The sequence below is a fragment of the Trueperaceae bacterium genome (assembly GCA_023954415.1).
Lineage (GTDB): Bacteria > Deinococcota > Deinococci > Deinococcales > Trueperaceae > JAAYYF01.
Map to the genome: position 1 here is coordinate 92,375 of JAMLIB010000009.1, position 14,822 is coordinate 107,196.

At 71.2% G+C, this 14,822-nt stretch carries 9 protein-coding genes; 2 read left to right on the forward strand and 7 right to left on the reverse strand.

The genetic code is table 11. The features are described from left to right. Nucleotides 1-121: 121 nt before the first annotated feature. A complete protein-coding gene (gene argB / locus M9914_11785; protein MCO5174856.1) occupies nt 122-901 on the reverse strand; it encodes an acetylglutamate kinase in 780 nt (259 codons plus the stop codon). Between the two features lie 32 nt (nt 902-933). Here argB and M9914_11790 point away from each other — a divergent pair, with 32 nt between their 5' ends. After that, nucleotides 934-2,364 (forward strand): phosphoglucomutase/phosphomannomutase family protein, encoded by a 1,431-nt coding sequence (locus M9914_11790; protein MCO5174857.1) that lies wholly within the window; start codon nt 934-936, stop codon nt 2,362-2,364. A gap of 84 nt (nt 2,365-2,448) precedes the next feature. Here M9914_11790 and M9914_11795 read toward each other — a convergent pair whose 3' ends face one another. The 3 genes from M9914_11795 to lon all read right to left on the reverse strand — a co-directional run bounded on the left by M9914_11795 (nt 2,449) and on the right by lon (nt 6,947). Then, nucleotides 2,449-3,525 carry a Xaa-Pro peptidase family protein gene (locus tag M9914_11795; GenBank protein MCO5174858.1) on the reverse strand — a complete coding sequence of 359 codons (1,077 nt, stop codon included), beginning with the start codon at nt 3,523-3,525 and terminating at the stop codon, nt 2,449-2,451. After that, complete coding sequence (tpiA, locus tag M9914_11800) at nt 3,522-4,286, reverse strand: triose-phosphate isomerase (protein MCO5174859.1); 765 nt, start codon at nt 4,284-4,286, stop codon at nt 3,522-3,524. The genes M9914_11795 and tpiA overlap by 4 nt, the downstream gene beginning before the upstream one ends. A gap of 183 nt (nt 4,287-4,469) precedes the next feature. Beyond that, nucleotides 4,470-6,947 carry an endopeptidase La gene (lon, locus tag M9914_11805; protein MCO5174860.1) on the reverse strand — a complete coding sequence of 826 codons (2,478 nt, stop codon included), beginning with the start codon at nt 6,945-6,947 and terminating at the stop codon, nt 4,470-4,472. Nucleotides 6,948-7,264: 317 nt separating this feature from the next. Between lon and M9914_11810 the strand changes: the two genes are divergently transcribed. Then, complete coding sequence (locus M9914_11810; protein ID MCO5174861.1) at nt 7,265-9,121, forward strand: arginine--tRNA ligase; 1,857 nt, start codon at nt 7,265-7,267, stop codon at nt 9,119-9,121. Between the two features lie 70 nt (nt 9,122-9,191). Here the strand turns inward: M9914_11810 and M9914_11815 are convergent, their stop codons facing one another. From M9914_11815 to M9914_11825, 3 genes are read right to left on the reverse strand one after another with little or no spacing between them, the layout of a single operon-like run. Beyond that, nucleotides 9,192-12,149, reverse strand: coding sequence for an FAD-binding protein (locus M9914_11815; protein ID MCO5174862.1), 2,958 nt, complete (start codon nt 12,147-12,149; stop codon nt 9,192-9,194). Next, nucleotides 12,112-14,343: a DHH family phosphoesterase gene (locus tag M9914_11820; GenBank protein ID MCO5174863.1), complete on the reverse strand. Its 2,232-nt coding sequence runs from the start codon at nt 14,341-14,343 to the stop codon at nt 12,112-12,114. Before M9914_11820 ends, M9914_11815 begins: the two co-directional genes overlap by 38 nt. After that, complete coding sequence (locus tag M9914_11825) at nt 14,343-14,750, reverse strand: LapA family protein (protein MCO5174864.1); 408 nt, start codon at nt 14,748-14,750, stop codon at nt 14,343-14,345. The genes M9914_11820 and M9914_11825 overlap by 1 nt, the downstream gene beginning before the upstream one ends. Nucleotides 14,751-14,822 lie beyond the last annotated feature (72 nt).

Sequence of the window (14,822 nt, forward strand, 5' to 3'; positions counted from 1 at the left end):
GAAGGGTTGCCTCGGGCGGATCCGACGCCACGGTAGCCTCGTCGCTCTTACAGGAATCTCACCGGCCCGGCGCGCTCGAAGCGCCTGTGGCTGACGGCCGGGCGGCTCGCCGCGGCGGCTGTCAGTCGGCGAGGACGCGCGTGCCGCCACCCGCCAGCGCCCGCTCCACGCCGTCGGGGTCGCGCCCGTCGGCGACCACCGCGAACGGCGCGCCCATGGCCAAGGCGTCCAGCGCCGCCTCGACCTTGGGGATCATGCCGCCGGCGATGCGTCCGTCCTCGATGCGCGCACGGGCCTCGGCGCGCGTGAGAGTGCTCAAGAGGGAGCCGGGCACGGCGGGGTCGTCCAGGACTCCCGGCACGTTCGTCAGGAACACGACGCCCTCGCCGAGCGCCCCGGCGACTGCGCCGGCCGCCTCGTCGCCGTTCACGTTCAGGGCGTTCCCTTCGGCGTCGAGCGCGAGGCAGGCGAGGACCGGTACGAGCCCGCCGCCGCGTAGCGCGCGCAGGACGCGCGTGTCTACGTGGGTGACGCGCCCGACGCGACCGAGCGCCGGGTCGCGCACCTCGGCGGTGATGCAGCGGGCGTCGCGCGCGGTGATCCCCACCGCCGGGCCGATCTCGAACGCCAGCTCCTTGGCGAGCATGGTCAGGACCCGCTCTATGACCACCACGGACTCGGGGCTCGTGACGCGCAGCCCGCGCTCGAAGCGGTGTTCCAGGCCGGCCTCGTCGAGGGCGGCCTGGATGTAGGGTCCGCCGCCGTGCACCACCACCGGGGGGACTGCTCGGGCCGAAGCGCCGCCGCCCTTGCCGGCGAGGTTCCGCAGGCCGCCAGCCACGGCGCGCCGCGTGGCCGGTTCCGTCATGGCGTTGCCGCCGTACTTGATGACGATGCTCACGGGCGCAAGTGTACGTTGTGGAAGGAGGTGGCATGGAGCGAGATCAGATGGGACCAGGTCGGTTGGATGAGCTCAAGTTCGGCACGGACGGCTGGCGCGAAGTCATCGCGGAGCGTTTCACGGTCGCCAACCTGGGCCGCGCCGCCCAGGCGTACGCCGAGCACCTCCTCGCACACGGCAAGGGAACGGTGCTCGTCGGGTACGACACCCGCTTCCTCGGCCGTCGCTTCGCCAACCTGGTGGCCGAGGTGTTGACGGGCAACGGCATCGAGGCCCTCGTGAGCGCGGACTACGTGCCTACCCCCGCCCTGTCGCACGCCGTGACGCGCTTGGGCGCATGTGGCGGCGTGATGGTCACGGCGTCCCACAACCCTGCCGAGTACTCCGGCTTCAAGCTGAAGGCCGCCTACGGCGGCTCGGCCTCCGACGCCACCTACCGCGACGTGGCCGAGCGCGCCGCGAGGATCGCGCCGACCGACGTGCGCCGTTCCGGGGTGCCTGGCGCCTTCGACGCGCGCGAGGGCTACTTCGCCGCGCTCGACCGGCTCGTCGACATGGCGGCGATCGCTCGCTCCGGCGTGCGGTTGGTGCACGACGCCATGGGCGGCGCCGGCGCCGGCTGGCTCGTCGGCTACTTCGCCAGGCACGACCTGCGCGGTCGGATCGAGGAGGTGCGCGGGAGGCCCGACCCCACCTTCTACGGTGTCAACCCGGAGCCGATCGCCGCCAACCTCGCCGCCACCATCGCCCACATGCGCGCCGCCGCGCCAGGCGTGGCGTTCGCGGCCGCCACGGACGGCGACGCCGACCGCATCGGCGTCGTCCTACCCGGCGGCGAGTTCTTCGACTCCCATCAGATCTTCGCCGTGCTCCTCGACGCCCTGCAGAGGCGTGGCGAGCGCGGCGCCGTGGTCAAGACCTTCACCGTCAGCCGGATCGTCGAACGGTTGGCTCGCGAGCGTGGGTTGGAGGTCGTAGAGACGCCGGTCGGCTTCAAGCACGTGGCCGACGCGATGCTCACCGGAGGGGTCCTGATCGGGGGCGAGGAGTCTGGTGGCATAGGCGTGAGCGCGCACCTGCCGGAGCGCGACGGGCTCGCCAACGCGTTGCTGCTCCTCGAGGCGGTCGCCGTTACGGGGGTCTCGCCCTCCGAACGCTTCGCCGCGCTCGAGGAGGAGGCCGGGTGGCGTCACGCTTACGACCGCCTCGACCTGCACCTGGACGGTGCCGAGGCGCTGGCCCGCGCCGCTGGGAGCCTGGACGTCCCGCCCTCGCGCTTGGCCGGCAAACGGGTGACGAGCGTCGAGCGCCTCGACGGGGTGAAGCTGAACCTGGCCGACGACGCTTGGGTGCTCGTGCGGGCGAGCGGCACCGAGCCGCTCTTACGCGTGTACTGCGAGGCGGCCGATGCAGAGACGGTCAGGGCGGTGCTGGCGGCGGTGACGGCGTTGGTCCTGGGCTGACAAGGGCGGTGGCCGTCGATCTCGGGTGACGATCGCCTCGACGCGACGACCCGACCGCCACGACGGTCGGTCGGCCGCTGGCCGTCAGACGGAGCGGAAGCCTTTCGGGCTCCTCGAGAGGACCTCGTGACCGTCGCTCGTGATGACGGCCAGGTCCTCGATGCGCAGCCCCGTGAACCCCGGGAGGTAGACGCCGGGCTCGACCGTGACGATCATGCCGGGTTGGAGGACCGTGTCGCTCTTCTTGCTCAGGCGCGGCTCCTCGTGGATGACGAGGCCGGTGCCGTGGCCGAGCGAGTGCGTGAAGTACTCTTCCAGGCCGTGCCTGGCCAACGCGGCTCGCGCCACGGCGTCGATCTCGCGGCCCGTCCTGCCGGGCGCGAGGGCGGCAAGCGACGCTTCCTGCGCCTCCAGGACGGCCTCGAACAACCTGCGCTCTTCCGCGCCGACGGCGCCGACCGCCACCGTGCGGGTCATGTCCGCGTGGTAGCCGTTCACGACCGCGCCGAAGTCCAGGGTCACCAGCTCGCCTGCCGCGAGCTCCTTCTGGGACGCGACCCCGTGGGGCATCGCGCCTCGCGTGCCGCTGGCGACGATGATGTCGAACGCCGAGCCCTCCGCCCCGGCCAAGCGCATGGCGCTCTCGAGGCACAGGGCCACCTCGATCTCCCGGACGCCGGGCCCCATCATCGCCAGGGCGGCGGAGAACGCCTCGTCGGTGACGCGCGCCGCCTCCCGGAGGGCCGCGACCTCGCGCTCCGACTTCACCGTCCGCAGGGCGGTGAAGAAGCCGTCGACGGCCACCGGCTCGCTTCCGAGGCGGCGGGCGATGGCCCGGTTGCGCCCCAGCGTCATGTGCTCGCCCTCGACCGCCAGGCGCCGGCCGGCGAGCTTGTCGGCCACGGCCTCGTCGATGCTGGGGACGACCTCGATCTGGATCGCCACCTCTTGACCGGCCTGGGTCGTGTAGCGCGCGTCCGTGTAGAGCGTCACCGCGTCTTGCGTCAGGAGCACGGCGCCGTCCTCGGGTGCGGAGAAGGCGGACAGGTAGCGCACGTTGGGAGGGTTGGTCACGAGCAGCGCGTCGGCCCCCGCCGCGCGCAAGCGTTCGCGGAGGGTCCTCAGGCGCCCCGCCAGCTCCGGGTCCTGAGCGGCCGTCACAGCGAGGCCTCGGCGATCTTCAGGTAGTCGTCCAGTTCGAGGCTGGCGCCGCCGATGAGGCCGCCGTCCACGTTGGGTTGCGCCAGCAGCTCGGCGGCGTTGCTCGGCTTCATGCTGCCGCCGTACAGGATGCGCACCCGCTGGCCGGCGGAGGGGTAGAGGCGGGCCAGCTCCGCCCGCACGGCGGCCCCCATCGCGGCAGCGTCCGCGGCCGTGGCCGTGCGGCCCGTGCCGATGGCCCACACGGGTTCGTAGGCCACCACCAGGCGTTCGGGAGCGTCGACGGCGACGCCCTCGAGTGCGCCCCGCACCTGCGCGAGCACGACGCGTTCGGCGTCCCCCGCGTCGCGCTCCGCCTGCTTCTCCCCGGCGCACACGATGGGCACGAGGCCGTGGGCCAGGGCCGCGCGGGTCTTGGCGTTGACGAGCGCGTCCGACTCGGCATGGTAGGAGCGCCGTTCCGAGTGGCCGATGACTACGTAGCGCACGCCGAGGTCCGCGAGCATGGCGGCGGAGACCTCGCCCGTGAAGGCGCCGGACTCGTGGGCGCTGACGTCCTGCGCCCCCACGGACACGCTAGACCCGAAAGTCAGCTGGGTCAGTGCGGGCAGGTGCGTGAAGGGGACGATCAGGGCGAGTTCGCCGGCGTAGGCGGGCGAATCACCCAGGCGGGCGAGCAGCTCGCGCGTCCAGGCCGCTGCTTCCGATGGGAGCCGGTTCATCTTCCAGTTCCCGGCGATTAGTTGCCTAGGGCGGGACATGCGGTCAAGGATACCGTAGGGCGCGTTACGGCGGCACTTCGCCTCGCGGTGGTGCGCCCGGGCAGCCCGCGCCCTGACCGAGGCACCCACCGGCGCCGTGGTAACGAAAGTCCTCAGCCGCCTCGGGTGATCGAGGCGGCTGAGGACGGCACGGCTTCGGCCGTGGGGCAGACAGTCTCGCGCTTAGGCGCGCACGCCGCTTGGCGGTACCACCTCGCGCTTGCGGCGCGGCTTCGGCGCCCCGCCGGTCGTGCCGGAGCGCGACTCGGCCGCCCGCGCCTCGAGCGCCGCGAGGCCGCCGACGAGCGTCACCTCGAGCACGGAGTCGAGGTCCTGGACCGGATGCATCGTCAGCGTCTTCGTGAGGTGCGCCGCGATGTCCTTCATGTCCGCCTCGTTCTGCGACGGGTAGACGATGTGCTTGATGCCGGCGCGCTTGGCGCCAAGGACCTTCTCCTTCAGGCCGCCGATGGGCAGCACGCGGCCGCGCAGCGTGATCTCGCCCGTCATCGCCACTTCCTTGCGGATGGGAACGCCCGTCAGGGCGCTGATGAGCGAGGTGGCGAGCGCGGCCCCGGCGCTCGGCCCCTCCTTCGGAGTGGCGCCGGCGGGGATGTGGATGTGGATCTCAGAGTCATCCAAGAGCGGGCGCTTGATGCCGAAGCGCTCGGCGTTGGTCTTGGCGTAGGTGAGGGCGGCGCGCGCCGACTCCTTCATGACGTCGCCGAGCTGGCCCGTGAGCACGAGGCCGCCCTTGCCGGGCGTGACCGAGGTCTCGACGAAGAGGATGTCGCCCCCGACCGGGGTGTAGTACATGCCGGTGGCGACGCCGACGAGGTTGTCCTCCGCCTCCGACTCCGGCGTGAAGCGCTGCGCGCCGAGGTACTGCTCGAGGCTGCGTTCCGTGATCTTCACGCGCTTGGCCTCGCCGTCCGCGATGCGCCTCGCGGCCTTCCGGCACAGCGTGCCGATGAGCCTCTCGAGGTTGCGCACGCCCGCCTCGCGCGTGTAGGACGTGATGACCCGCGCCAGGGCCCCGTCGGTGAGGTCGACCTGCTTGGGCTTGAGGCCGTTCTCGACGAGCTGCCGCGGCACCAGGTAGCGCTTGGCGATCTCGAGCTTCTCCTGCTCGATGTAGGAGGAGAACTCGATGGCCTCCATGCGGTCTAGGAGCGCCTCGGGGATCTGCTGGACGTAGTTGGCCGTCGCGATGAAGAGGACCTCGGAGAGGTCGAACGGCACGCCCAGGTAGTGGTCGACGAAGTTGGAGTTCTGGGCCGGGTCGAGGACCTCGAGGAGCGCCGAGGAGGGGTCGCCCTGGTAGGAGCTGCCGAGCTTGTCGACCTCGTCGAGGAGGAACACGGGGTTCTTGGCGCCGGCCTGGCGGATGCCCTGGATGATGCGGCCGGGCATGGCGCCGATGTACGTGCGGCGGTGGCCGCGGATGTCCGATTCGTCGCGCGCGCCGCCAAGGCTGATGCGCACGTACTCGCGCCCGAGCGCCTTGGCGATGGACTGGGCGATGGAGGTCTTGCCGACCCCGGGAGGTCCGACGAAGACGAGGATAGGACCCTTGTTGACCTCGAAGGCGTCCAGCTCGCCCTTGGCGGCCCGCTCGCTCTTGAGCTTGCGGACGGCCAGGTACTCGAGGACGCGGTCCTTGACCTTCTCGAGGCCATAATGGTCGGCATCGAGGATCTCCTCGGCCTTGCGCATGTCGAGGCGGTCCTCGCTGCGCGTGTTCCACGGCAGCTCGACGATGGACGTGAGGTAGGTCCGGATGACCGAGGCCTCCGCCGAGTCGGGGTGCATGCGGCTGAGGCGGTTCAGCTCGCGCTGCGCCTCCTTCATGACGGCCTCGGGGAGCTCGAGCGCCTGTAGCTTCTCGCGGAACGCCTCGACCTCGTCCTCCTCGTCGTCGGAGCCGGAGAGCTCCTTCTGGAGGGCCTTGATCTGCTCGCGGAGGAAGTACTCGCGCTGGTTCCGGTCGATCTCCTCCTTGACCTCGCGCTGCAGGCGGCGCTGGGTCTCCTGGAGCTCGATCTCGGTGTCGATCAGGAGCAGGACGTGCTTGATGCGCTCGGCGAGGGTCGGCGCCTCGAGGACCGACTGCTTGTCGGCGAGGCGGAAGTCGAGGTGGTAGGCGACGTAGTCGGCGAACTGCCCGGGGTCCTCGAGGTTGAGGACGAACTGCGCCACCTCGTTCTGCACGTTGCGGCTTCCCCCCTCGACGAGCTCGCGGAACTTCTCGCGCAGCTCGCGGAAGGCGGCCTCCAACTCCACCGCGTCGCCGACGGGCACCTCGATGGGCTCGACGCGGGCCTCGATGAGCTCGCTGCCCGAGTACTCGAGCACCTTGACGCGGGCGAAGGCCCTGACGAGCATCTGGATGGAGCCGTCGGGGTTCTTCTTCATCCGCATGATGTTGCACGCGGTGCCGACCTCGTAGAGGTCCTTCGGGGCCGGCTCCTCGACGTCGCGGTCCTTCTGGCTGACGATGACGATGGTGCGGTCGCGGTCAAGGGCGGCGTTGATGGCGCGGATGCTCACGGGCCTGCCCGCATCGATGGGCATGACCATGGTGGGGTAGAGCACGGACCCGCGCACCGGGCATACCGGGATCGGGGCCGTGAAGTCTGGTCTGTTGGTGACCTCTGACATGCTGGTCTCCTAGTGCCGGTCGCGGCGTGAGGGCGAAGGGGTCGTGACGGTGTTGGGGCGATCGAGGTTGCCGTGGTCAGAGCGGCGGCCGGGGCCGCCGCGCGGTTGTGGGTGGCTGCATGCTTGAGTCAAGATTGCTCAAGTTTACTGCGTAAACACTGCTCACGTGTTTCCCAGCACACGAGGCGCGAGCGGCTCCTCGAACTCCGCCACACCACCGGGCGCCTGGGCGCCTGCTGCTGTGGCGGAGTTCGCGTGGGCTCGATTCTACACTCTGGCAGGGCGCGTCGAGGCGGTCGTGGTAGCGTGGCGCCGTCATGGACGACGTCGTCATCGCCTTGCAGCGCGCGCTTGAAGCAGCAGCCACCGCCGTCGGAGCTCCGGGTACCAACGTCCAGGTGCAGGAAGTGCCGGACGGCCGGCCCGGCGATTACGGCAGCCCCGTGGCCTTCGCGCTCGCCAAGACGCTCGGCAAGAACCCGGCGGCCATCGCCGCCGACGTCGTCGCGGCGCTGAACCTGCCGGCCGGCGTGGCGGAGGCGAGGGCGGTGGGGCCGTACATCAACTTCCACCTCGACCCGGCCGGGTTCGTCCGCCAGGTCGCCCTCGAGCCGCGCCGCCCGAGTGCCGAGCGCCTCAAGGTCGTCGTCGAGCACACGAGCGTCAACCCGAACAAGGAAGCGCACGTCGGCCACCTGCGCAACACGGTCCTCGGCGACGCGAGCGCGCGCATCCTCGCGGCCGTCGGGCACGACGTCGAGGTCCAGAACTACATCGATGACACCGGCCGGCAGGCGGCAGAGAGCATCTTCGCCGTCACGTACTTCAACGCGCGCTACTCGCCCGAGACGGACCGCAAGTACGACCATTGGCTCGGCGAGCTGTACGTCCGGCTCTCTGCCGCGAAGGAGCGCGACGGCGAGGCCATCGAGCGCGGCGTCAACGAGGTCATGCACCGCCTGGAGCGGGGCGAGCTGCGCCGGGAGGTCGAGCGCGTGCTCAAGGCGCAGCTCGAGACCTATCACTCCCTCGGGGTCGAGTACGACCTGCTCGTCTGGGAGTCTGACATCGTCCAGGGCGGGTTGCTGCGGCGGGGGCTCGACGTGATGGAGGAGAGCCCGCACGTGTCGCGCCCCGACTCCGGCAAGTACGCGGGTGCGCTCGTCATGGACGTCAGCGAGTTCCTGCCCGGGTTGGAGGAGTCGCTCGTCGTCCTCGTTCGGTCTGACGGCAACGCCATGTACGTGGCGAAGGACATCGGCTATCAGTTCTGGAAGGCGGGCCTGTTCGACGGGCTGACGTTCGAGCGCTTCGCGCAGCAGCCGAGCGGCCGGCCCCTTTACACGTCGAGCCAGCACGGCGAGCTGCACCCGGACGGCCGGTCGTTCGCTCACGCGGACGAGATCATCAACGTGATCGACGTCCGCCAGAGCCACCCGCAGACCATCGTGCGGACGGCCCTCGCGCTGTCGGGCACCCCCGAGGGCGTTCGTGCGTTCGAGAACTCGCACCACCTCGCTTACGAGGTCGTCACGCTCGAAGGCCAGGCCATGAGCGGCCGCAGGGGCATCACGCTGTCCATCGACGAGGTGGCCGAGGAGGCCACCCGCCGAGCCCGCGCCGTGGTGGAGGAGAAGAACCCCGGACTGGCGGACGTCGACCAGGTCGCGAGGCAGGTCGGCATCGGGGCGCTGCGCTTCGGGATGCTGAAGGGCGAGGCCAAGAAGGTCATCGACTTCCGGTGGGAGCAGGCGTTGTCGTTGCAGGGCGACTCGGCGCCGTACGTTCAGTACGCCCACGCCCGCGCCTGCAGCATCCTGAGGGCCGCCCAAGTCGCCGGTATCGACCTGGAGACCGCGCTGGCGGGAGCGGACTTCGCCCGCCTCGGCCAACTCGAGGTGCGCTTGGCGCGTGTGATACGGCGGTTCCCGGAGGTGGTGGAGGGGGCCGCCACCGCCCTCGCCCCGCACCAGGTCGCGCAGTACGCGCTGGACCTGGCGACGGCCTGGAACGGCTACTACAACCACAAGGGGGAGGACGGCCGGCCCGACACGCAGGTCATGCGCGCCGAGGAAGGCCTGCGCGAGGCGCGCCTGCTGCTCGTGGACCGGGTGCGCGCCACGCTCGCAGCCGCGTTGGGGCTGCTCGGGATTGCGGCGCCGGAGCAGATGTAGCTCGCGGCGCGCCTGTGCCAAGCGTCGCGGGGCTGCTGCCGTAGCGACCCGCTACGGGTCTGCCAGTCGCTTACTTGAGGTTGCGCGCCAGTAACTCCACGGGGTGACTCGCCGTCTTGCCCGTCCCGTCACTGACCTGATGCCGACACGAGAAGCCCGGTGCCGCCGTCTCGCCTTCGAACTCGCGCACGGCGGGGAAGAGGCGCTGCTCGCCGATGGTCATGCTCAGGTCGTGGTGCGAGTAGCCGAACGAGCCTGCCATGCCGCAGCAGCCGGCGTCGAGCACGCGCACGTCGTCGCTGATCCACCCCAGTAGCGCCTTCGTGGCGCTGGCGCTGGCGGGCAGCACGGCCTTCTGCTGGCAGTGGCCGTGGAACTGCACGGCGCCGGCGCCCTTCCGGAACACGTCGGCCGGCTTGAAGCGGCCGCTCGTCCACTCTTTGGCGAGGAACTCCTCCAGCATCCGCACGTTGCCCGCCACGGCGAGCGTCTCCTCGCCGGGGACCAGGTCGGGGTAGTCGTCCGTGAACGCCGCCACGCAGCTCGGCTCGAGGCCGACCACCGGCACGCCGCGCGCGACGTACTCGTGCAGCGCCGCCACGTTGCTCCGCGCCATGCGCTGCGCCTCGCGCGCCAGCCCCTTGCTGATCTGCGGCCGGCCGCAACAGCCGTACGGCACGAGCTCGACGTCGTAGCCGATGCGCTCCAGCACGGCCACGGCGGCCTGGCCGACCTCGGGCTGGTTGAACATCGTCCAGGTGTCGGCGAAGAGCGCCACCTTGCCGAGCGTGCCCGGGGTGGGCCGAGTGCGGCGGCGGAACCAGGCGTCGAAGCGCCGCGGGGCGTAGCTGGGTAGTACGCGGCGCTCGTCCACCCCGACGGTCTTCTCCAGGAGCCAGCGCACTGGCTTGAGCGGCAGGAAGAAGTTGGCGACGGGCGCGAGCGCCTGGGCCAGCGGCGCCACCCGCCCGACGTTGCCCATGGCTCGCGCGGCCAGCGGCGTGCCCTTGACGTCGTAGTAGTGCTGCAGCCACTCGTACTTGAGCTTGGCCATGTCCACGCGGCTGGGGCACTCGGACTTGCACGCCTTGCATTCGAGGCAGAGGTCGAGGACCTGGTAGACGTCGTCGCTCGTCGGTCCGCCCGGCAGGCCGCCGGTGAGCGCCTCGCGGAGCACGTTCGCGCGTCCGCGTGTGGAGTTGTCCTCGTCGCGCGTGCCCATGTAGGACGGGCACATCGTCCCGACGCCGACCTTGCGGCACGCGCCGACGCCCGTGCACGCCTCGACGGCGCCGAGGAAGCCGCCCTGCTCGGAGAAATCGAACACGGTCGGCAGCTCGACGGCCGGGTAGTCGGTCCCGTACCGGAGGCTCTCCGTCATCGCGGGCGCCTCGACGATCTTCCCGGGGTTCATTAGCCAGTCCGGGTCGAAGGCGCGCTTCACCCCGATGAACGCCTCGTACAGCCTGTCGCCGAACAGGCGGCGGTTCTGATACGAGCGGATGAGGCCGTCGCCGTGCTCGCCGCTCCATGAGCCGCCGTACTTCACCACGAGGTCGAAGACCTCCTCGCTGATGGCCTGGAACCTCGTTATGCCCGCCTCGTCCTTGAGGTCGAGCAGCGGTCGCACGTGGATGACGCCGACGGACGCGTGCGCGTAGAACACGGCCCTGGTGCCGTGGCGCTCGCACACCGCGATGACCTCGGGGATGTACTTGGCGAGGTGCTCGACGGGGATGGCGGCGTCCTCGATGAACGGCGTCGGCTTGGCGGCGCCGGGCATCGTGGCGTAGATCCCGAGGCCGTCGCGCCGGAAGTCGGAGATCTCCTTCTGCTGCTTCGGGTCCTCGGCCAGGTAGGCGGCGTACGCCAGCGCGGCCACGTCAGGGTCGGCCTCCAGGCGCGCGAGGGCGCGGCGGCACTCTGCCAGGTCCTCGCCGTCGAACTCGACGAGGAGGACGGCCTCGGGGTCGTCCACCACCCAACCCATCATCGGGGCCATGGCCGGGTTCTCGCGCCCGAGCACGATGAGGTCGCGGTCGATGATCTCGACGGCCGAGGGGCCGTGCCTGTTCACGAACTTCACCGCCTCGAACGCGGCCGTGAGGGTGCGGAAGTGGAGCATGGTCACGACGCGGCGCCTCGGTACAGGGTGCAGCGCCAGCTTGAGCTCGAGGATGAGCGCCAGCGTGCCCTCGCTGCCCGATACGAGCTTGGCGAGGTTGAACGGGCGCTGGCCCGCCGCTCCCGCGTGCGTCAGCTCGTCGAGGTTGTAGCCGCCGACGCGGCGCATGACCTTCGGGTAGCGCTCCGCGATCTCGTCGGCGTTCTCGGCGACCAGCGCATGGACGGCCCGGTAGAGCTCGCCTTCCCGGCCTGGCGCCGTCAACTTGGCCGTGAGGTCGGACCCCGTCAGCGGCTTCAGCTCCAACTCCGTGCCGTCGACGAGCAGGACCCGGGCCTCCATGACCTGATCGACGCTCTTGCCGTACTTGATGGAGCGGGTGCCGGCCGAGTTGTTCGCGACCATGCCGCCCACGTTGGCCCTGTCGGTCGTGGCGACGTCCGGGGTGAACTGCAGCGCGTGCTCGGCGAGCTTGGCGTTGAGCTGATCGCGAACGAGCCCGGGCTGCACCCTGACCCACCGCTCCTGCACGTTCAACTCGAGGAGCGCCGTCAGGTGCTTGGACATGTCGATGACGAGGGCGGCCGCCACCGTCTGACCGGCCAGGCTCGTGCCGCCGCCCCGAGGTAGGACGGGGACCTTGAGCTCGTGCGCGACGCGCACCGCGGCCCTGACGTCGTCCTCGTCGAGCGGGACCACGACCCCAACGGGGGAGATGCGGTACGGGCTGGCGTCGGTGGCGTACAGCGCCCGCGCGAGGGCGTCGAAGCGCACCTCGCCCTTGACGACGGCTCTAAGGCGCCGCGCGAGCTCGGCGTTCGGGCTCGCGGGCTCCGGCGGCGCCAAGGGTTCGCGGAGGCGCCCGTCAGTGGCTTCCGGTGCTCTCCACGGGCTGCTCGACATCGGGCAAGTATATGTCGCTCGCCGGCGCGGCCTCGGGGCCGAACAGGCGCGCGAGAGTAAACGCGAACCCCCCGTCATCGAGATGCCGGTAGGCGTGCACGAACGTGCGTAGCCGGTACCTGCGCACCAGGCCGTCCATGAGGCTCGCCGATTCGTACGGCGACACGCGCGTGCCCGGGGCAAGGCGGACCGCGCGCCCGTGGTCGTCGAGCAGTCCGAGCTCGTCGAGGGCCGTCCTGATGCGCCCCGCCTTCGGCTCCAGGAAGGGGAGGGCGGCCCCGCGCTTGAGCGCGCTCAAGCCGCGTCTCAACTCGGCGACGGTCGGGTACTCCTTGGCTGTACGTTCCAGGGCGTGCAGGGCGTCGGGCGTGAGGGCCATGACGACCTCGCCGCCGCCACGCGCCGCGCTCTCCAGCGTGGCGACCGGATCGGGACCGACATCGGTGAGGACGTAAGAGCCGGCGGCGTGGACGCCCTTCACCGGTAACCGTCGCACGTCGGGCGCCCGAGTGGCCGTATCCGGCGGCTCTTCCTCGGCTACCGCAAGGGGCAGGGGGGCCGCGGCGCGTACGGCGGTGGCCCGGAACTCGAGGGTCCGCTTGTCGCGGAACTCGCTCTCCTCCAGCGTCACCGCCGCGTTGACCAGTCCGCCTACCGGCAGGCTCTCTGCCAGGTCGCCCATGCGCCAGCCGACCCCCCTCACCCCGCCGATCCTGAGCTGCAGCGTGTTCCCGTCCTTACCGACCGCACGCGCGGCCTCCAGGCCGTCGGACAACGCGAAGAGGGGCGCGGGGTGACCCTCGCCGAACGGCTCGAGTTCCTGCACCGAGCGCCAGAGGCCGCCCTCGATCTCCTCGCCGCAGAGGATGGCGTCCGTCACGACCTCGGGCACGGGCCGGGGGAAGACCCGCGCGTAGGCGTAGATGGCCGTCTGGAACGCCCCGAAGTTCGCCATGTCGAGCGCGAAGCCCGCCGCCTGCCTGTGCCCCCCGTACCTGAGGAGGTGCGCGGAGGCGGCGCGGAGCCCCGCCACGGCGGAGATGCCAGGGGTGGAGCGCACGCTGCCCTTGCCGGCCGCGGCTATGTAGACGGGCAGGTAGTAGCGCTCGAGCAGCTTGCTTGCGACGATGCCCATCACACCCGGGTGCCAGCCCGGGTCCTCCAGGACCAGGGCCGGCGCTTCCGGGTCGGCCTTGCCCAAGGCTTCCTCGAACATGGCGTCCTGGATGCGGCGGCGCTCGCCGTTGCGAGCGTCCAGGTAGGTGGCGAGCTCCGCGGCGCGGCGCTCTGAGGCGGTGGTGAGGAGCTCCAACCCCGCGTCGGCCTCACCCAGCCGGCCGGCGGCGTTGAGGCGTGGCGCGAGGACGAAGGCGACCTCGCGGGCGCTCACGGGCTCGGAGAGCTTCGCCAGCGCGACGCTCGCGCGGATGCCAGGCCAGCGCGAATCCGCCATGCGCGCGAGCCCTTCCTTGATCAGCGCCCGGTTCTGGCCGAGGAGGGGTGCTACGTCCGCGATCGTGCCGAGCGTGGCGAGGTCGGCGTACTCGAGGGGAGGGTCGAGGCCGAGCAGGTCGCGCACGGCCCAGAGGAGGTGGAAGGCGACGCCGGCGCCGGTCAGCTCCGGCAACCCGTGACCGGCCGCGGGTGAGAGGCCGGGGTGGACGACGAGGCAGTCGGGCAGGGCGCTGCCGGGCGTGTGGTGGTCGGTGACGATCACTTCGACGCCGGCCGCCTGCAGGCCGGCGATCTCGGCCAGGTTGGTGACGCCGCAGTCCACCGTGATGAAGAGGTCGGCCCGCTCGGCGTGCTCCGGCACCCTGTCCGGGTGGATGCCGTAGCCGTCCGTGAGGCGGTCGGGGATGAAGGCCGCCGCCGCCGCGCCGAGCTCGCGCAGGCCGAGGAGCAGCGTCGCCGTGCCACTGATGCCGTCGGCGTCGTAGTCGCCATGGATCAGGATGCGCTCGCCAGCGCGGACGGCTCGGGCCAGGCGCTCAGCCGCCAGCGGGAGCGTCGGGTTGGGGCTCAGGACCAGCTTGGGGTCGAGATGGTCAGGGGCGGCGTCTCGCAGGCCGCGCGACCAGAGGACGGCGGCGAGCGCAGGCGGCACCTGCAGGGCGCGGCTCAGCGCCGCGACGGCGCTAGGCGGTGCGGGTGGCCTTACGGACCAGCGCACCGCTGGGACGCCGGAGCGCATCAGCCGGCTTCGTCGTCGCTTACCGGGACCTCATGGAACGGGTTGCCGCGATCGGGGATGACGGGCACGTCCGGCTCGGTGGCCGGATAGGTGGCGGGAGGACCGGCGCGGACCGCGGTGGCGCGTTCCGAGAGGGGCGGTCTGGCCTGGCTCTCGAGCTCGGCGACGCGGGCGCGGAGCCTCGTCACCTCGCGTGAACGTTGCCACGCAGCGATGCGAGCGGGCAGGAACCCGACGAGCCACCCGAACACGAGGGCGAAGCCGACGACGTAGGCGACCGGCAGCGGCGGCAGGAAGCTCTGGAAGACGGGCAGCTCCACTTGCTGCCTGTTCGCGGTGTGGAAGAGCCACAGGTACGCGGCCAGCGCGACCAGCAGGATGAGTCTGATGATGCGGACGCTCTTCACGGCCACCTCCGGGCCGTAGTTTACAGGTTGGATGCCGCCCCGCGATGCTCGGGTCGCTCCGGGTCGTCGGTA

Bases quoted from the DNA above. Each gene is read 5' to 3' on its own strand.
- tpiA (MCO5174859.1), bottom strand. From the start codon at position 4,286: ATGTCCCGCCCTAGGCAACTAATCGCCGGGAACTGGAAGATGAACCGG.
- M9914_11820 (MCO5174863.1), bottom strand. From the start codon at position 14,343: ATGCGCTCCGGCGTCCCAGCGGTGCGCTGGTCCGTAAGGCCACCCGCA.
- M9914_11790 (MCO5174857.1), top strand. From the start codon at position 934: ATGGAGCGAGATCAGATGGGACCAGGTCGGTTGGATGAGCTCAAGTTC.
- lon (MCO5174860.1), bottom strand. From the start codon at position 6,947: ATGTCAGAGGTCACCAACAGACCAGACTTCACGGCCCCGATCCCGGTA.
- M9914_11815 (MCO5174862.1), bottom strand. From the start codon at position 12,149: ATGTCGAGCAGCCCGTGGAGAGCACCGGAAGCCACTGACGGGCGCCTC.
- M9914_11810 (MCO5174861.1), top strand. From the start codon at position 7,265: ATGGACGACGTCGTCATCGCCTTGCAGCGCGCGCTTGAAGCAGCAGCC.